Source organism: Salipiger sp. PrR002 (assembly GCF_010500775.1).
Lineage (GTDB): Bacteria > Pseudomonadota > Alphaproteobacteria > Rhodobacterales > Rhodobacteraceae > Salipiger.
The window spans coordinates 79,799-96,261 of sequence record NZ_JAAGOU010000006.1; the positions used below are offsets into that span (position 1 = coordinate 79,799).

Sequence of the window (16,463 nt, forward strand, 5' to 3'; positions counted from 1 at the left end):
CCTAGCAATCCCTGCGGCGCGGGGCAAGCGGCGCGGCACGTCAGCGCGCGCGCAACCGTAACGCTTTGAAACAAGGCGGCCGCGACAACGCCCTGTCAGGGCTTTTGCGGACCTGCCTGCGTGACCGGTTGATCAGCGCTTTCGTCATCGCCGGAAAAGTCGGGCAGCGGCTCTGGATCGTCCAGCACGTCGTTGAGCCGTTCGATGGCCGCATCGGTGATGTCGATCGCGCCTGCCGACAGGAAAACAGAGCGTTGGTCGAGAATGGCCAAGGCCCCGGCCTCGCGCATCAGCTGCGCCAGAATGGGTTCGGCCATAGAGATGAACTCGCGCCGCCGCTCTTCCGAGACATTGCCCAGTTTGCGCGCCTTGCTGTCCTGCGCCTTGCGCAGATCCTGCACCTTGATGTCGAAGGCATCGGCGAGCTTGCGGAATGCCGCCGGGTCCATCGAGCGCCGCCTTTCCGTAAGGGATTTTTCCTCGGCGGTCAGTTCGGCTTCGATGCGGCGGTTCTCGGTGGCAATGGTCGCGCCCGCGGCGTCGAGCGCGGCAGAGGTCTTCTGCCCGAAGTCGCTCGAGGCATAGAGACGGTCGACCTCTATGGTGACGATGGGGCTTTGCACGATGCCCTGGCGCATATTGTCCTGCGCCAGAGCCGGTGCCGCCCCACCGATTGCCAAAGCCAGCCCGAAAGCGGCGGCGCGCAGGGTGCTGCGCGCCATCCGATCAGAACGTGCTGGAGAGCGAGAGGCTGAAGTTCTGCTCGTTGTCATGCTCTTCCTTCGACACCGGGGTCGAGAAGTTCAGGCGCAGCGGCCCCAGCACCGAGTCCCAGAGGATCGACACACCGATCGACGAGCGCGCGGTGAAATCCTCATAGAGAACGTCGTTGCCATCCGCCTTGGCGATCGTGTCATCCGAAAGGCCCCAGACCGAGCCGACGTCGTAGAACACACCGCCGGTGATGCCATATTCTTCGGGCAGGCCAAGCGGGAACTCTGCATCGAGCCGCAGCGAGGCGTAGTAGTTGCCGCCCAGCGGGGAGTCGATGTCATCGGCCTCATTGTACTCGCGCGGACCGATGCCCGCGTATTCGAAGCCGCGCAGCATGCTTTCGGTCAGCATGTAGCGGTCGGTCACACGGCTGTCGCCCTCGAAGTAGTTGAGCGCACCACCCTGCAGCGTGGCCCGCAGCGTCACCTCGTCGTTCCAAACCATGGTCTGGGCGATGGCGCGAACATCGGTTTGAACGAATTGCGTGTCACCGCCTGCGCCAAAGTCCTGACCGAACTCCAGCAGGATGCCGCGGTCAGTCTCCAGCCCGCTGCGACGGGTGTCATAGCTCAGCGTATAGCCGACCATGTTGTCCCAGCGTGCGTCTTCCTGCGCTTCGGCGGTCACGATGTTTCCGACCTCATCATCCTCGTCGATGATGTCGGTGTAACGCGCGGTATAGCGCACGCCGAGGCGGCCGTTTTCCGAGATCGGGAAGGTCAGGCTGGGCCGGAAAATCCCGGTCGCCGTGTCGTAGTCGGCGCTGTCGTAAGAGGTTTCCTTGTAGCTCAGCGCAAGGCCGAAGGCGACGTCGCGGCCAAGGAACGCGGGCTCCACGAAGTTGAACGTATAGCTCTGGGTGCTCGACGCGGTGTTGATGCCGAACGACAGACGCTGGCCACGGCCAAGGAAGTTCTGCTCGGCAAAAGAGATCGACGCGCCGAAGCCGTCGGTCGTCGAATAAGAGCCGCCGAAGCCGATCGAGCCGGTGGGCTGCTCGGTGACGTTCACATCAACGATGACCTGCTGCGGGGTCGAGCCTTCGCGGGCCTCGACCTGCGCGTCCGAGAAATAGCCAAGCGCGCGGATGCGCTCTGCCGCCTCGCGGATGGCGCGCGGGTTGAACGGATCGCCCTCGGCGGTGTCGAACTGCTGACGCACGACGCGGTCAAGCGTGGTGGTGTTGCCTTCGATGTCGATGCGCTCGACGAAAATGCGCGGCCCGCGGATCAGGTTGAAGGTCACATCCAGCGTCAGATCACGCTCGTTGCGCGTCACCTGCGGCTCGATGCGCACGAAGTTCAGCCCCTGCTTGGTGGCCAGACGCTCGAGACGGATGATCTCTTTGTCGACCTCTGCGGGGGAATAGGCGCGGCCCGACTTGAGGCTCAGCGCGTTGCGGAAGCTCTCGACGTTCACTTCCGGCAGATCGCTGGCAACGCCGATGCGGCCAAAGTCGAACTGCTGGCCCTCTTCGACGTTGAAGGTCAGGAAGTAGCTGTCGCGCTCTTCGGAAAGCTCGGCGTTGACGCCGGTCACGCGGAAATCGACGTAGCCGCGCGAGGCGTAGAAATCCTGCAGCAGCTGGCGGTCAAAGGCGACACGGTCTTCGATGTAGGTGTCGCTGCGGATCACCGCGCGCAGAAGACCGGCCTGTTTGGTCTCGATCACGCGGCGCAGGCGACCGTCGGAATAGGCTTGGTTGCCGACAAAGCCGATGCGCTCGACCTCGGTGACGCCACCTTCGAAGATCTCGAACACCAGATCGACGCGGTTGCTGGCGCGGCGGATCAGCTTCGGCGTGACCTGCGCGGCGATACGGCCTTGCTGGACGTAGGCCTGTGCGATTTGCTCGGCATCGGCCTCGGCCTGACGCGGGCTGTAGACGCGGCGCGACTGGGTTTTCACGATCGCGGCAAGATCTTCGTCCTTGAGGCGGCGGTTGCCCTCAAAGGCGATCTGGTTGACCGTCGGAAACTCGGTGACCTCGATCACCAGCGTGTTGCCGCGCGGGGTGATCTCGACGCTCTCGAAGAGGCCCGATTCAACGATCCGCTGATAGGCGGCGTTGAGTTCTCCGGCATCTACAGTCTGGCCGCGGGCGATGCCCGCATAGCTCAGGATGGTGCCGGCCTCGATCCGCTCGTTGCCTTCGATCTGAACCTGATTGAACGAATAGGACTGCGCAAAAACCGCTTCGGGAAGTGCCGTGAAGGTCACTGCCGCCGCAAGCGAAAGCGCCAGCGCCGAAACGCCAGCGCGGTGCGCGTAAGTCCTGATGCGGGGGCTGCCCGTCTTCTGCCCGATGCTCATGCTCGCTGTCCACTCCGCCGTGTTTTTTTTAAGTGAGTAGCGGGTGGAAGTGGTCTTGTCAAAAGACGAAACAGCGATGTCTCAAAGAGTTCCGAGGAAGGCGCCAAAATACAACGCGGCAACGATCACCGCCGGGAAGAACATCCGTTCCCAGTTGATCGACAGCAGCAGGCCGAGCCCACGATAACCATTCTGAAGGGTCTGCATCTTATCCCCCGATGCGTTATACCTGAGGCTCGGGAAATATCGGTGTATTATGGCTGATTTACGGCGGGAATATGTGCCGCTTAAGAATTTTTGCAGGTGGCGGGCGAGCCCAATGGCCCGCCCTGCCCGCGCTTAACCTGTTCTCTCCGCGATCAGGGGCAGAAGAGGTCGTTGGTCAGCGCAAAGACCATCAGGCTCAGGATCAGCACGAGGCCAACCGACATCAGCATCCGCAGCGCTTTGTCCGACGGCGGTTTGCCGGCCACGGCCTCATAGGCGTAGAACACCAGATGCCCGCCATCCAGCACCGGCACCGGGAAGAGGTTCAGCAGGCCAACGGCGGTCGACAGCACCGCGATGAAGGTCAGGAAACTCTGCCCGCCCTGCGAGGCCATGGCGCCCGAGGTCTCGGCGATGCCGATGGGCCCCGACAGGTTGCACGACGAGATATTGCCCGCGATCACGTGCCACAGCCCCGACAGCGAGCCCGCCGCGATGTCATAGGTGCGCAGCACCGCGCCCTGCACCGCCTCGACCGGCCCGGCGGCTTCGGTGGCAGGCTCGAACACCATGCCGCCGACGATGCCGATGCGATAGACCGCCTGAAAGCCACCATCGGGAAGCGGCTCATCGGTCCGCTTCGGGGTCAGCGCAAGATCGAGGATCTCGCCGTTGCGCCACACCTCCAGCCCCAGCGTCTCGCCATCCGAGCTTTCGACCCGCTGCTTGAGCTGGTCGAAGGCAAAGATCGGCACCCCGTCGATCGACATGATGACGTCGCCCGCCTCCATGCCTGCGTCGATGGCCGCCGAGCGCGGCACCACCTGCGAGACGACCGGCGGATAGACATAGGGGCCGGTGACCTCCATCCGCGCGCCATCGCGCTCGACGTCGTAGGTGAGCGTGTTCTGCTGCGGCAGACCTTCGAGGAACGCCTCGAAGCCTTCGGCATCGTCAAAGGACGGCGTGGGCGTGCCCTCGATCCCAAGCAGCACGTCGCCGACCTGCAGCTCCTGCACGCTGGGTGTGGCACGCAGCTCGCCTACGGTGAGCGGCTCGGCCACCTTGCCTTGGAACATGAAGATGCCGGTGAAAAGCAGAATGGTCAGCGCGAAGTTGAACAGAGGCCCTGCCGCGACGGTGGCCGCGCGGGCCCAGAGCGGCGCGCCGGTCATGGTCTGGCGGCGCTCTTCGGCGGTCATCTGGCGCATCACCTCTTCGTCAGAGGTGCCGCTGGCGGCGTTGGAGTCGCCCTTGAACTTCACATAGCCGCCAAAGGGCAGCGCCGCGAGTTGCCAGCGCGTGCCGCGTTTGTCGACGCGGCTCAGCAGCACCGGCCCGAAGCCAAGCGAGAAGACATCGGCATGGATCCCAGACCAGCGCCCGACGATGTAATGGCCGTATTCATGGATCGCGACGATCACCGAAAGTGCGATGACAAACGCCAGAAGCGTCCAGATGAGGCCTCCGAATTCCGGAAGCAACTGGGTGATCTCCAAAAGCTCGGCCCTTTCAAATCAGTTCACTCACCCCGCCGAGGCGGCGAGGCTCAATGGTGCTGCAGCATCAGCGCGCGCGCGGTCTCCCGAGCGAGATGGTCAGCGCCGCGCACGTTATCAAGGGTGATGGCGGCGCTGGCCAGATCACTCTCGGCCAAAACATGTTCAAGTGTTTGTTCAACGACCTTCGCCATGTCCTGAAAACCGATGCGCTTTTCGATGAAGGCATCCAGCGCCTGTTCCTTAGCGGCGTTGAAAACCGCCCCGGCCAGCCCCCCGGTCTGCATCACTTCGCGCGCCAGCCGCAGCGCCGGCCAGCGGGTCTCGCAGGCGGGGCGGAAGGTCAGCTGCGAGAGCTTCACCAGATCGAGCCGCTCCACGGGAAGCTCTGCGCGCGATGGGTGGTTGAGGGCAAAGCCGATGGCATGGCGCATGTCCGGCGGGCCCAAGTGCGCCATCAGCGCCCCATCGCAAAAGCCGACCAGCGCATGGATCATGCTCTCGGGGTGGACGACCACCTCGATCTTTGCCGGATCAAGGTCAAAAAACTCTTTGGTCTCGATGACTTCCAGGGCTTTGTTGAACATGGATGCGGAATCGATGGTGATCCGCTGCCCCATGGCCCAATTGGGGTGCGTCGCCGCCTGTTCGGGGGTGGCGCTGGCGAGTTTCTCCAGCGGCCAGTCGCGGAAAGCCCCGCCCGAAGCGGTGATGATCACCCGCTCGACGCGGCTCATTTCCTCGCCGATCAGGGCCTGAAACACCGCCGAATGCTCGCTGTCCACCGGCAGCACGCGGCCACCATGGGCCTGTGCGGTGTGCAGCACCAGCGGACCGGCGCAGACCATGCTTTCCTTGTTGGCGAGCGCCAGCGTGGCGCCCTGTTCCAAAGCCTTCAGACCCGGCGCAAGACCGGCGGCGCCAACGATGGCCGACATCACCCAATCCGCCGGACGGCTCGCCGCCTCGCAGATCGCCTCCGGCCCGGCAGCGGCCTCGACATTGGAGCCCGCCAGCCGCGCGCGCAGTTCGGGCAGCAGCGCAGGGTCAGCGGTCACGGCGATCTCGGCGCCGAATTTCCGAGCGTCTTTCGCAAGTTGCGCGACGTTCTTGCCGCCGGTCAGCGCGACGACATGGTAGCTTTCGGGGTCGCGGGCGATCAGGTCGAGCGTGTTCTGACCGATCGAGCCGGTCGCGCCGAAAATGGAAATGCGCCTCATGTCGACGGTCTCACTCAACACCCGGCGGGAAGTCGACGATCTGTCCCGCGATCAGCAGGAAGAGCGCGGCGCCCAGCATGCCGTCGAAGCGGTCGAGAAGCCCACCATGGCCCGGCAGCAGGTTCGAGCTGTCCTTGACCCCGGCGCGGCGCTTGATGGTGCTTTCGGCCATATCGCCGATCTGGCTCGCCATGGAGATGGCGATGGACACGCCGATCAGACCAAAGCCCGCCTCGCGCGAGATCATTGCGAAGATCGCGCCAACGATGGCGGCACCGATCCAGCCTGCGGCGCTGCCCGACCATGTCTTCTTGGGGCTCACGCGCGGCCACAGCTTTGGCCCGCCGATGGCGCGGCCCGCGAAATAGCCCGCCACATCGGTGACGACCACCACGGTGACCATCCACAGCATCCACGTCAGGCCGAAATCCGAGCGCAGCGCCATGATGCCATAGCCCGCCAGCATGATCATCGCGGTGAACACGGCGTAGGTCACGCCGCCGCGCTGCATCTGGCCAAAGCCCGCCATGGACGGCAGCAGCAGCAGCGGCAACGCGAAGGCGGGCGGCAGGTAGATCGCGGCCAGCGCGCAGGCCCCCGCGACCGCGGCGAGGATCTTGGCCGAGCGATGGCGGTTTGTGTCCACCATGTTGACCAGTTCCCAGACCATGCCGCCGCAGGCCAGCGCGATGGCGGCGCGCCACCAGATGCCGCCAAGCCAGACGCAGACCAGCGCAACGACGATAAGCACCGCCGCCGAGGCCATGCGCGGCCCCAGATCGCTCCAACGTGTGCTGTTCATGCCTTCACCCCGCCATAGCGCCGGTCCCGCGCGCCATAGCCGCCGATCAATGTAGAAAATTCCTCGGCCGAGAAGTCCGGCCAGAGCGTGTCGACGAACTCATATTCCGCATAGGCCGACTGCCACAGCAGGAAGTTCGAAATGCGCGCCTCGCCCGAGGTGCGGATCACCAGATCGGGATCGGGCAGCACGCAGGTGTCGAGATAGCGCGGCAGGGTCTCTTCGTTGACCTCTTCGGGGTCGAGCCGCCCGGCGGCCACATCCTGCGCCAGTCGCTTGGTGGCGCGGGCCACCTCGTCGCGTCCGCCGTAGTTGATCGCGATGGTGAGGTTCACCCCCGTGCAGCCCTCGGTCATCACCTCAAGCTCATCCATCAGCGTGATCAGCTTCTTGTCGAGCTTGACCCGGTCGCCGATGAAGCGCACCCGCACGTTTTCGGCGTGCAGCGCGCGCGCCTCTTTCTGGATGTAGCGGCGGAACAGGCTCATGAGCCCGGCCACCTCGGTCTGCGTGCGCTTCCAGTTCTCGGTCGAGAAGGCAAAGATCGTCAGATATTGCACCCCGGCATCGGGGCAGGCCTCGACAATCTCGCGGACCCGCTTTGCGCCTGCGTGGTGGCCAAACAGCCGCGGGCGTCCCCTTTGGGTCGCCCAGCGGCCATTGCCGTCCATGATGATGGCCACGTGGCGCGGGCCATTGCCGTCTCGGATCGGTTTGGGCATCTGCCCTCCTCGCTTCGGGCGTTTCCGCCTCAGACCTGCATGATCTCTTCTTGCTTAGTCTCCAGCGCGGCGTCGACCTTTTTGATGTAGGTGTCGGTCAGTTCCTGCACCTCGGTTTCCCAGAACTTCTGGTCATCCTCGGACATGCCGTCTGCCTTGGCCTTCTTGATCTGGTCCATGCCGTCGCGGCGGACGTTGCGAACCGCGACGCGGGCGTGTTCGGCATATTGACCGGCCACTTTGGTCAGATCGCGGCGGCGCTCCTCGTTGAGCTCGGGGATCGGCAGCATGATGATCGTGCCGTTGAGCTGCGGGTTGATGCCGAGGCCGCTTTCGCGGATCGCCTTTTCCACTTTGCCCACAAGGCCCTTGTCCCAGACGTTGATGGTGACCATGCGCGGCTCGGGCACGTTGACGGTGCCGACCTGATTGATCGGCGTCATAGAGCCATAGGCTTCGACCTGCACCGGCTCGAGCATCGAGGCCGAGGCGCGGCCGGTCCGCAGCGAGGCGAATTCGGTGCGGAGGTTCGCCATGGCGCCGTCCATGCGGCGCTGCAGGTCAGCGGTGTCGAGTTCGAAGTCTTCAGACATGTTGGTTCTGCCCGTTCAAGTCATTCCTGTTAAAAGGCGTTCTAAGCCACAGGCGCCCGGATGTATAGCGGTTTGCGGCCACTTCAGGCGCCGCAGAAGCCTCACGCTACGGCGGCTGCCTGCTCGCGAATGCGCTCTACCATGGCACGAAGCCCGTTCGAGCGCTGCGCGGAAAGATGCTCGTTCAGACCCAGCCGCCCCAATTCGGCGCGGGCGTCGATCTTCAGCACCTCGGGCGCCGCCAGCCCGTCGTAAAGCCGGTGCAGCACGGCGATCAGGCCGCGCACGATCATCGCGTCGCTCTCGCCCTCGAACTGCAGCTTGCCCGCATCCCACGTCAGATGCAGCCAGACCTGACTGGCGCAGCCCTCGACCTTGGTGGCGGGCACCTTCAGCGCCTCGGGCAGCGGCTCCATCGCCTTGCCCAGTTCGATCACCGTGCGGTAGCGGTCTTCCCAATCCTCGAGGAATTCGAAATCCTCGACCAGTTCCTCGAAACCTGCCTGTGCCATCTGCGCTCCTGCTGCCTGCGTCCATTGCGTCCATAGGTGCATGGGCCCGGAGCGGATCCCCTTGCCCATCTCATTGCACCAGCACGATCGGTGCCAAGAGGTAGGCGGCGGCGCGGCAAAGGTCCAGCCCCGGCAAACCGCGCTTTTCAAGCCCGCCGCGATGCGCTAACCCCGGAGGCAAGACAGGCAAAGGGCAGTTGCACCATGTTCAAAACCGTATCGGTCGTGATGATTTCGGCGCTGGCTTTGGCCGGTTGTGGTGGCCAGAGCGAGGCGCCGAGCGTGAGCGCCGAGACCGGGGTGAACAACCCGCTGATCCCGCAGCGCAGCGCGGTGAGCTTCTTTACCAAGAAAGATGAGGTCTATCCCGGCCAGCCGGTCGGCGCGATCACCGAGCTGCTGCTGGAGCGGCGTCCGGGCGGCGCGATCCTGCGCGTCACCGGTGTGGCCGACTACCCCGGCCCCTTCGATGTGCGGCTGGTGCCGGTTGAAGGCTCGGAAGACACTGGCACGCTGACCTTCCGCCTGCTGGCGCTGCAACTGGCCGGGCCGCGCACCGGCGGCCAGTTGGCCCGCACGGTAACCGCAGGCCTGTGGCTCAGCGACAAAGCCCTCGCGCCCTACCGCGCGCTGCGCGTCGAAGGGCTGCGCAACGCGCAGAGCATCAGCCGCTAAGAGTGTTTTGGGGGGGGCAAAAGCCTTCGAAGGCTTTTGCGCCTCTCTGCGAAGAGAGATGGGGCGCGCAGGCCTGAGCCGCGCGCCCTTTTTGTTTTTAGATCTCGATGACCTGAACCGTCTTGCCCTTTGCAGCAAGGCCGATCTCGCCCGCGCAGAGCCGCAGCGCATCGGCGCCGAACACCTCGTGCCGCCAGCCACTGAGCGCCTTCACGTCGCGCTGGCCTGCGGCAATCGCGTCAAGCTCGGCAGCCGGGGCGATCAGCTTCGAGGCGACGCCGGAGGTCTCGGTCTTGGCCTTCAGCAGCACGCGCAGCAGATCCGCCAGCGCCGGGTTGACCTGCAGCTGATCGCGGCTGGCATCGACCTGCGGCAGGCTTTCCTTGGGCGCGTCGGTTCCGGCCTTCACCGCGGCGAGGATGCCCTCGGCGATTGCACCCTTGCGCGCCTCGCGCAGCAGCAGGCGCGAGCGTCCGAGGTCTTCCATGGTCACCGGCTTGGTCGAGGCAAGCTCGGCCAGCGCGTCATCTTTGAACACGCGGTTGCGCGGGATGTTGCGGGTCTGCGCGTAATTCTCGCGGAAGGCGGCAAGCTCGCGCACGATGGCCAGAAACCGCGGGCTCGACGAGCGGGTGCGCACGCGCAGCCATGCCTCTTCGGGGCGGGTGATATAAGTCTCGGGATCGGTGAGCGTCGCCAGTTCTTCGGCCACCCAATGCGCGCGCCCGGTCTCTTCGAGCTTGGCGGCGAGAAACTCGTAGATCACCCGCAGATGCGTCACATCGGCCAGCGCGTATTTCTTCTGCGCCTCGGTCAGCGGGCGGCGCGACCAGTCGGTGAAGCGCGAGCTTTTGTCGAGCTGCTGCTTGGCGATGCGCTTGACCAGCGTCTCATAGCCCACCTGCTCGCCGAAACCGCAGACCATCGCGGCGACCTGCGTGTCGAAGAGCGGCTGCGGGATCACGCCGTTGTCGATGAAGAAAATCTCGAGATCCTGCCGCGCGGCGTGGAAGACCTTGACCACATCGGTGTTGCGGAACAGCTCCATGAGCGGATCGAGCGACAGACCCTCGACCAGCGGATCGACCAGAACGGCATTCTCTTCGCCAGTGCCCGGGATCGCCAGCTGGATCAGGCAGAGCTTGGAGTAATAGGTGCGCTCGCGCAGGAACTCGGTGTCCACGGTCACGTAAGGCGCTTTGGCGGCTTCGGCGCAGAACTCCGCAAGCTCGTCCGTCTTGGTCAATGTCTTCATTCAGGCACCGGCTGGTTCTTGTTTCTCTTGGTTATCGCGCCTCCTACACCTTCGCGCGAGGAAGTTCAAAGCGGCGATGCAAGAAAGCCTCAGAGCGCCGCCTTTTGGCATCAAGCACGGCCCGAGGAAGGTGTTGGGCGCCAAGGGCTTGGCGGATTCATCACGCTGCGTGATGGCGGGGGCGACAAGCATTCGTTTTTGCGAAGGGTCGCTGGAGCCTATGTTGCGGGTACTTCGAAATCACATCGCAACCCCAAGAGGAGTTCCTCCCATGACTTCGCTCGACCTTGCCTATAGCTACACCGCCCGCCCCGCCCCGAACGGCGGCGTCACCGCTGGCCTCGCGGCGCTTGCCTTGCTGCTGCTGATCGGCCTTCCCGCCCTGCTTGCGCCCGCCCCGGAGCCCGGCGCGGCGCAGCAGCTTGACTGGCATGGCAATTCGGCCGCGCTGGCGCCTTAAGGCAGCAGCAACGGCGTCTTGTCGTCCGCGGCAAAGCGGCGGAGCACGGCGGGATAGAGCTTGTGCTCCATCTCCAGCACGCGCGCGGCCAGCGTATCGGGCGTGTCGCCCGCCAGCACCGGCACCCGCGCCTGACCCAGCAGCGGGCCGTCGTCCAGCTCGGGCGTGACCTCATGCACGGTGCAGCCGTGCTCGGCATCGCCCGCCTCCAGCGCCCGCGCATGGGTGTGCAGCCCGCGATACTTCGGTAAGAGCGAGGGGTGGATGTTCAGCATCCGCCCCTTCCATGGCTCGACGAAGCCCGCGGTCAGCACGCGCATGAAGCCTGCCAGACACAGAATGTCGGGCTGCGCCTTGTCGAGTTCCGCCTGCAGCGCCGCCTCGAAGCCGGGGCGGTCACCCTTGAACGGGCGGTGATCGACCACAGCGGTGGGAATGCCCATCGCCTCGGCCTTCTTCAGCCCGCCGGCATCGGCGTTGTTCGAAAGTACCAGAACCGGGCGGGCCGGGTGATCTCCGGTCATGCTCTCGGCCAGCGTCACCATGTTGGAGCCGCCGCCCGAGATGAAGATCGCGACGCGTTTCACTTGAGGCTGCCCTCGTAGGAGACGCCCTGCCCCTCGGTCACGGTGCCGAGCGTGTAGACCGTCTCGCCCTCGGCCTCGAGCAGCGCCTTCAGCGCCTCGGCGTGGTCCGCCGAAACCGACAGGATCATGCCGACGCCGCAGTTGAAGGTCTTGAGCATCTCGGCCTCGGAGATGCCGCCCACCTCGGCCATCCAGCCGAAGATCGCCGGAAGCTCCCAGGAACCCAGGTCGATGTGCGCGCCGCAGCCCTCGGGCAGCACGCGCGGCAGGTTTTCGGTGAGGCCGCCGCCGGTGATATGCGCCAGCGCATGCACGCCGCCCGCGCGGACCGCCGCCAGCGCCTGTTTAACGTAAAGCCGGGTCGGGGTCAGCAGCACTTCGCCAAGCGAACCTTCGGCCCAGGGGCAATCTGCGTCCCAGCCAAGGCCCGAGACCTCGACCAGCTTGCGCACCAGCGAATAGCCGTTCGAATGCACGCCATCCGAGGCCAGACCCAGCAGCACGTCGCCCGCGACCACGTCTTTCGGCAGATCGGTGCCGCGCTCCATGGCGCCCACGGCAAAGCCCGCAAGGTCAAAATCGCCCGCCGGATACATGCCCGGCATCTCGGCGGTCTCGCCGCCGATGAGCGCGCAGCCCGAGCGCACGCAGCCCTCGGCGATGCCCTCGATGACGCGCGCGGCGCTGTCGGTGTCGAGCTTGCCGGTGGCGAAATAATCGAGGAAAAACAGCGGCTCTGCGCCCTGACAGACCAGATCGTTGACGCACATGGCGACAAGGTCGATGCCCACGCCATCCACATGGCCGGTGTCGATCGCGATGCGCAGCTTGGTGCCCACGCCGTCGGTCGCCGCCACGAGGATCGGATCCTCATAGCCCGCGCCTTTCAGGTCAAAAAGCGCGCCGAAGCCGCCCAGACCCGACATCGTGCCGCTGCGGCTGGTGCGTTTGGCCGCGGGTTTGATCCGCTCGACCAGCGCGTTGCCCGCATCGATATCCACGCCTGCATCCGCATAGGTGATGCCGTTCTTACCTTCGGTCATGCCAACCTCCGAGACCCCGTTTCGCGCGGGAATAGCGCAGGCGGAGGGCGATGAAAAGCGCCCTTGCCCGACGTTCGGTCAGCGCGGGCGGTACGAAGCGTATTTGGGGAACAATGAAAGGCAAGGCGAAGGCCGGGCGGCGGCGGGTTTTGAGTATTTTTGGAAAGATGAAAGGGCCGCGGCGGCACGGGGCGCGCGGGGTGGAAAGTTCCGGGATTTCCGCAGCGTAAGTAACTTTCTTGCGGGCGCATACGTACTACTGGGTATTCACAGCCGCGTGAGGCTTGGCTAGCTTTCGCGGCAGGCACAAATGCCTGTGGCGTCCTTGGGAGGGGATGCTGCTTCAGGGAGGAAAGACATGATCAACAAGACCTTCACGGCCGTTTCGGCCGCCGCTTTTGCTTTTGCAGGGGCAGCCTCGGCGCAGGAACTGCTCGAGATGACCTCGGGCTATTCCAAGAACCTGCCGATCCTCGGCACCGCGGCGGTCAATTTCGTCGACAAGATCAACAACATCTCGGAAAGCGTCGAGTTCGAGCATTTCGATCCGGGCGAACTGGTGCCGTCGCTGGAGATGCTCGACGCGGTGTCGAACGGCTCGGTGGATGCGGCCTATTCGACCTCGGGCTACTGGCAGGGCAAGATGCCCGCCGCGGGCCTTTTCGCCGCCGTGCCTTTCGGCCCCGAACCGGGCGAGATGCTGGCGTGGATGCTCTATGATGACGGCATGACGCTGTTCCAAGAGATGTATGACACCAATGGCTACAACGTGCATGTGGTGCTCTGCGGCTCCTACGCGCCCGAAACCTCGGGCTGGTTCAAGGAAGAGATCACCTCGCTTGAGGACCTCAAGGGCCTGAACATGCGCTTCTTCGGCCTTGGTGCCGAGGTGATGCAGAAGATGGGCGTGTCGACCTCGCTCTTGGGCGCAGGCGATATCTTCCCAGCGCTGGAGCGCGGCGCGATCGACGCCACCGAGTTCTCGATGCCGCTGGTGGACGCGAACCTTGGCTTCTACAACATCGCCAAGTTCAACTACTTCCCCGGCTGGCACCAGCCCGCCACCATGTTCGAACTGCTGATCAACAAGGATCGCTGGGAAGATCTGGACGAGAAGAGCCAGAAGCAGATCGAGATCGCCTGCATGGCCAACCTCACCGACAACTTCGCCGAAGGCGAGGCCAAGAACTTCCCGGCCATGGTCGAGAACGTCGAAGAGCATGGCGTGACGATCAAGAACTGGACGCCCGAGCAGCTGAAGGAATTCGAAGCGGCGTGGCTTGAGGTGGTGGAAGAGCTGAAGGCCGAGGACGAGATGTTCGCCAAGACCTGGGCCGACCTCAGCGAGTTCCGCGAGGGCTACTCCACCTGGTACAACAACATCTACCTGCCGCGTCCCTGGAAATAACAGCGAGCGGCTGAGCGCCGGGCCTTCGGGTCCGGCCCTTCCCGGCGCGCCCCGGTCTCACGCTGGCGCGCCGTTTTCGCGTCGTAACGCCCGCGCGGGCGCGGCGCGCATCCCCGACCAAGGCAGGCAAAGCAAAGGACAAGGCCCGTGGAGGATTTCAAGGTCGCCATCTCCGACCCCGGAGAGATCGGACGCAAGGACCAGAACCGGGGCGACAGGCTCATCGTGCATCTGTCCAACATCGTCGCCTGGCTGTTTCCCATCCTGATGATCGCCATCTGCGCGCAGGTCCTGCTGCGCGGCGCGGGGCACAACCAGGCCTGGCTCGATGACCTGCAGTGGTGGCTCTACGGCGTCGCCGTGCTGATCGGCATCGCCTATGCGGTGACCACCGGCAGCCACGTGCGGGTCGACATCTTCTACGACAATTTCGCCAAGCGGAAACGGCTGATCATCGACATCATTGCGCTGGTCTGGCTGTTCTTCCCCTTCGTGCTGCTGTGCTGGGATGTGACGCTGGATTACGCGCTGACCTCCATCGCCTCGGACGAAGGCTCGTCGAGCCCCAACGGGCTGCACAACCTGTGGATCCTCAAGACGCTGATGAACCTCAGCTTCATCGTGATCATGGTGGCGATCTGGTCGGCCTATGTGCGCCACCTGTCGCAGCTGACGCGCCCGGCGCTGTGGAAGCAGCTGCTCTTTGCCCTGCCCTCCACCATCTTCGGTATCCAGCTGATCATCTGGTACGCCTGCGTCGGCTGGCTGATGGCCACCGACCCCGAGATCGACAGCATGCGCAAGGCGACGCGCGCGCCGATCTTCGAAGACCTCGCCTTCGGGCCGTGGGAAATGAAAAAGACCATCGCTTTGGCGCTTGTCGCCTCGGCGGTCGTGATTGTTGTGGCGCGTCTCTTCGCGCGTAAGGAGCGCTGAGATGCTGCAGTTCCTCGGCCAATTCCTGACGCTGAACGAGATCGCCGTCGCGGCGATGTTCCTGACCTTCATCTACATGCTGTTCCGCGGCATTCCCGTGGCCATGGCGCTGGTGGGCGTGAGCCTGATCTTCGTCATCCTGTCGCAGATCCTGCTCGACCCGTTCCGCGCCGACTTCAAGGACGTGATCGAGTTCGACCGCATCGGGCTGGAATACAACCGCCTGCTGGCACTCTCGGGGCGCCTGTTTGGCAATATCGTCAACAACCCGGTGCTCGTGGCGCTGCCGATGTTCATCTACATGGGGCTGATGCTCGACCAGTCGGGCGTGGCGCAGCGGATGATGCACGCCATGCAGAAGCTTTTCGGCTCGCTGCGCGGCGGCCTGTCGCTGACCGTGCTGCTGATCGGCATCATCCTTGCGGCCTCCACCGGCGTGATCGGTGCCTCGGTCACGCTGCTGGGGGTGATGGCGCTGCCCGCAATGATGGCGCAGAATTACTCCAAACCCATCGCCACCGGCACCATCGCCTCGGCGGGGACGCTGGGGATCCTGATCCCGCCGTCGATCATGCTGGTGATCATGTCGGACCAGCTGGCGATCTCGCTCGGCGATCTCTTCATGGGGGCGCTGTTTCCGGGGCTGATCCTTGGGGCGCTGTATATCGTCTTCATCGTGGTCTACGGCTTCCTCTCGCCCGACAGCATGCCCGCACCGGAGAAATCCGAACATGTGGGCATGGCCGAGGTGAAGGAAGTGCTGCTGGCCGTGGTGCCGCCGATGTTCCTGATCCTGCTGGTGCTGGGCTCGATCTTCGTGGGCGTCGCGACCCCGACCGAAGCCTCTGGCCTTGGCGCGCTTGGGGCCACGATCCTCGCGCTGGTCAACCGCAAACTCAACTGGAAGGTGTTCCGCGAGGTGGCGCGCTCGACGCTCAACACCGCCGGTTACATCACCGGCATCTTCCTTGCGGCGAACTTCTTTGCCTTCGTGCTGCGGCGCTACGGCGGCGATGAGATCGTGCAGCACCTCGTGCTCTCGGCCTTCGACAACCCCTACCTGACGATCGCCTTTATCCTGTTCATCGTCTTCTGCCTCGGCTTCCTGCTCGACTGGATCGAGATCACCATCATCATCATGCCGCTGATGTTGCCGATCATCCAAGGGCTGGACCTGGCGGTGCCGGGCTTTGATCAGGTGCGCGACCCGCAGGTGGTCTGGTTCGCCATCCTCGTCGCCGTGACCCTGCAGACCTCTTTCCTGACGCCACCCGTGGGCTTTGCGCTCTTCTATCTCAAGGGCGTCTGCCCGCCGGGTGTCACGCTGGCGCATATCTACAAGGGCATCATCCCCTTCGTGCTGCTGCAGCTCTTGGGCCTGTTCATCGTCTTCGAGTTCCCGGCGCTGACCACATGGCTGCCCGCGATGGCCTACGGGGAATGACCCTGAGCTGAGA

The 16,463-nt window shown here is 64.4% G+C and carries 17 protein-coding genes; 5 read left to right on the plus strand and 12 right to left on the minus strand.

All coding sequences use genetic code 11. The annotated features are described in order from the left end of the window. Positions 1 to 95: 95 nt before the first annotated feature. The 9 genes from G0A00_RS08175 to G0A00_RS08210 all read right to left on the minus strand — a co-directional run bounded on the left by G0A00_RS08175 (position 96) and on the right by G0A00_RS08210 (position 8,642). Entirely contained in the window at positions 96 to 722 is a 627-nt protein-coding gene (locus G0A00_RS08175) for an OmpH family outer membrane protein (protein WP_164179623.1), read from the minus strand. A gap of 4 nt (positions 723 to 726) precedes the next feature. Further along, positions 727 to 3,087 carry an outer membrane protein assembly factor BamA gene (bamA, locus tag G0A00_RS08180; protein WP_164179625.1) on the minus strand — a complete coding sequence of 787 codons (2,361 nt, stop codon included), beginning with the start codon at positions 3,085 to 3,087 and terminating at the stop codon, positions 727 to 729. Between the two features lie 81 nt (positions 3,088 to 3,168). Then, positions 3,169 to 3,294, minus strand: a complete 126-nt coding sequence (locus tag G0A00_RS26710) for a hypothetical protein (protein WP_255455337.1) — start codon at positions 3,292 to 3,294, stop codon at positions 3,169 to 3,171. A 152-nt stretch (positions 3,295 to 3,446) separates the two neighbouring features. Beyond that, positions 3,447 to 4,793, minus strand: a complete 1,347-nt coding sequence (gene rseP, locus G0A00_RS08185; RefSeq protein ID WP_164179627.1) for an RIP metalloprotease RseP — start codon at positions 4,791 to 4,793, stop codon at positions 3,447 to 3,449. A gap of 50 nt (positions 4,794 to 4,843) precedes the next feature. Beyond that, a complete protein-coding gene (gene dxr, locus G0A00_RS08190) occupies positions 4,844 to 6,013 on the minus strand; it encodes a 1-deoxy-D-xylulose-5-phosphate reductoisomerase (RefSeq protein ID WP_164179629.1) in 1,170 nt (389 codons plus the stop codon). Between the two features lie 10 nt (positions 6,014 to 6,023). After that, positions 6,024 to 6,815: a phosphatidate cytidylyltransferase gene (locus G0A00_RS08195; protein WP_164179631.1), complete on the minus strand. Its 792-nt coding sequence runs from the start codon at positions 6,813 to 6,815 to the stop codon at positions 6,024 to 6,026. After that, positions 6,812 to 7,537 carry an isoprenyl transferase gene (locus G0A00_RS08200; protein ID WP_066099873.1) on the minus strand — a complete coding sequence of 242 codons (726 nt, stop codon included), beginning with the start codon at positions 7,535 to 7,537 and terminating at the stop codon, positions 6,812 to 6,814. Before G0A00_RS08200 ends, G0A00_RS08195 begins: the two co-directional genes overlap by 4 nt. A 29-nt stretch (positions 7,538 to 7,566) precedes the next feature. Then, positions 7,567 to 8,130: a ribosome recycling factor gene (frr, locus tag G0A00_RS08205; protein ID WP_066099870.1), complete on the minus strand. Its 564-nt coding sequence runs from the start codon at positions 8,128 to 8,130 to the stop codon at positions 7,567 to 7,569. 101 nt (positions 8,131 to 8,231) lie between these two features. Beyond that, positions 8,232 to 8,642 carry a SufE family protein gene (locus G0A00_RS08210; protein ID WP_164179633.1) on the minus strand — a complete coding sequence of 137 codons (411 nt, stop codon included), beginning with the start codon at positions 8,640 to 8,642 and terminating at the stop codon, positions 8,232 to 8,234. A gap of 204 nt (positions 8,643 to 8,846) precedes the next feature. On the opposite strand from G0A00_RS08210, the gene G0A00_RS08215 reads away from it, so the two are divergent. Continuing rightward, positions 8,847 to 9,317 (plus strand): hypothetical protein, encoded by a 471-nt coding sequence (locus G0A00_RS08215; protein ID WP_164179635.1) that lies wholly within the window; start codon positions 8,847 to 8,849, stop codon positions 9,315 to 9,317. A gap of 97 nt (positions 9,318 to 9,414) precedes the next feature. Here G0A00_RS08215 and rnd read toward each other — a convergent pair whose 3' ends face one another. Continuing rightward, a complete protein-coding gene (rnd, locus tag G0A00_RS08220) occupies positions 9,415 to 10,572 on the minus strand; it encodes a ribonuclease D (RefSeq protein WP_066099860.1) in 1,158 nt (385 codons plus the stop codon). A gap of 271 nt (positions 10,573 to 10,843) precedes the next feature. Here rnd and G0A00_RS08225 point away from each other — a divergent pair, with 271 nt between their 5' ends. Next, positions 10,844 to 11,032 (plus strand): hypothetical protein, encoded by a 189-nt coding sequence (locus tag G0A00_RS08225; RefSeq protein WP_164179637.1) that lies wholly within the window; start codon positions 10,844 to 10,846, stop codon positions 11,030 to 11,032. Here the strand turns inward: G0A00_RS08225 and purN are convergent. Both purN and purM read right to left on the minus strand, forming a co-directional pair. Further along, on the minus strand, positions 11,029 to 11,619 hold the full coding sequence (gene purN, locus G0A00_RS08230) for a phosphoribosylglycinamide formyltransferase (RefSeq protein WP_164179638.1): 591 nt from the start codon (positions 11,617 to 11,619) through the stop codon (positions 11,029 to 11,031). The two genes, G0A00_RS08225 and purN, sit on opposite strands and share 4 nt — an antisense overlap. Beyond that, positions 11,616 to 12,662, minus strand: a complete 1,047-nt coding sequence (gene purM / locus G0A00_RS08235) for a phosphoribosylformylglycinamidine cyclo-ligase (RefSeq protein ID WP_164179640.1) — start codon at positions 12,660 to 12,662, stop codon at positions 11,616 to 11,618. Before purM ends, purN begins: the two co-directional genes overlap by 4 nt. A 358-nt stretch (positions 12,663 to 13,020) precedes the next feature. On the opposite strand from purM, the gene G0A00_RS08240 reads away from it, so the two are divergent. The 3 genes from G0A00_RS08240 to G0A00_RS08250 all read left to right on the plus strand — a co-directional run bounded on the left by G0A00_RS08240 (position 13,021) and on the right by G0A00_RS08250 (position 16,450). Further along, positions 13,021 to 14,070 (plus strand): TRAP transporter substrate-binding protein, encoded by a 1,050-nt coding sequence (locus G0A00_RS08240; RefSeq protein ID WP_193789497.1) that lies wholly within the window; start codon positions 13,021 to 13,023, stop codon positions 14,068 to 14,070. 147 nt (positions 14,071 to 14,217) lie between these two features. After that, on the plus strand, positions 14,218 to 15,006 hold the full coding sequence (locus G0A00_RS08245) for a TRAP transporter small permease subunit (protein WP_164179642.1): 789 nt from the start codon (positions 14,218 to 14,220) through the stop codon (positions 15,004 to 15,006). Position 15,007: 1 nt separating this feature from the next. Beyond that, positions 15,008 to 16,450, plus strand: a complete 1,443-nt coding sequence (locus G0A00_RS08250) for a TRAP transporter large permease subunit (RefSeq protein ID WP_164179645.1) — start codon at positions 15,008 to 15,010, stop codon at positions 16,448 to 16,450. Positions 16,451 to 16,463: the final 13 nt, after the last annotated feature.

Bases quoted from the DNA above. Each gene is read 5' to 3' on its own strand.
- G0A00_RS08175 (WP_164179623.1), bottom strand. From the start codon at position 722: ATGGCGCGCAGCACCCTGCGCGCCGCCGCTTTCGGGCTGGCTTTGGCA.
- bamA (WP_164179625.1), bottom strand. From the start codon at position 3,087: ATGAGCATCGGGCAGAAGACGGGCAGCCCCCGCATCAGGACTTACGCG.
- G0A00_RS26710 (WP_255455337.1), bottom strand. From the start codon at position 3,294: ATGCAGACCCTTCAGAATGGTTATCGTGGGCTCGGCCTGCTGCTGTCG.
- dxr (WP_164179629.1), bottom strand. From the start codon at position 6,013: ATGAGGCGCATTTCCATTTTCGGCGCGACCGGCTCGATCGGTCAGAAC.
- G0A00_RS08195 (WP_164179631.1), bottom strand. From the start codon at position 6,815: ATGAACAGCACACGTTGGAGCGATCTGGGGCCGCGCATGGCCTCGGCG.
- G0A00_RS08200 (WP_066099873.1), bottom strand. From the start codon at position 7,537: ATGCCCAAACCGATCCGAGACGGCAATGGCCCGCGCCACGTGGCCATC.
- frr (WP_066099870.1), bottom strand. From the start codon at position 8,130: ATGTCTGAAGACTTCGAACTCGACACCGCTGACCTGCAGCGCCGCATG.
- G0A00_RS08210 (WP_164179633.1), bottom strand. From the start codon at position 8,642: ATGGCACAGGCAGGTTTCGAGGAACTGGTCGAGGATTTCGAATTCCTC.
- G0A00_RS08215 (WP_164179635.1), top strand. From the start codon at position 8,847: ATGTTCAAAACCGTATCGGTCGTGATGATTTCGGCGCTGGCTTTGGCC.
- rnd (WP_066099860.1), bottom strand. From the start codon at position 10,572: ATGAAGACATTGACCAAGACGGACGAGCTTGCGGAGTTCTGCGCCGAA.
- G0A00_RS08225 (WP_164179637.1), top strand. From the start codon at position 10,844: ATGACTTCGCTCGACCTTGCCTATAGCTACACCGCCCGCCCCGCCCCG.
- purM (WP_164179640.1), bottom strand. From the start codon at position 12,662: ATGACCGAAGGTAAGAACGGCATCACCTATGCGGATGCAGGCGTGGAT.
- G0A00_RS08240 (WP_193789497.1), top strand. From the start codon at position 13,021: ATGATCAACAAGACCTTCACGGCCGTTTCGGCCGCCGCTTTTGCTTTT.
- G0A00_RS08250 (WP_164179645.1), top strand. From the start codon at position 15,008: ATGCTGCAGTTCCTCGGCCAATTCCTGACGCTGAACGAGATCGCCGTC.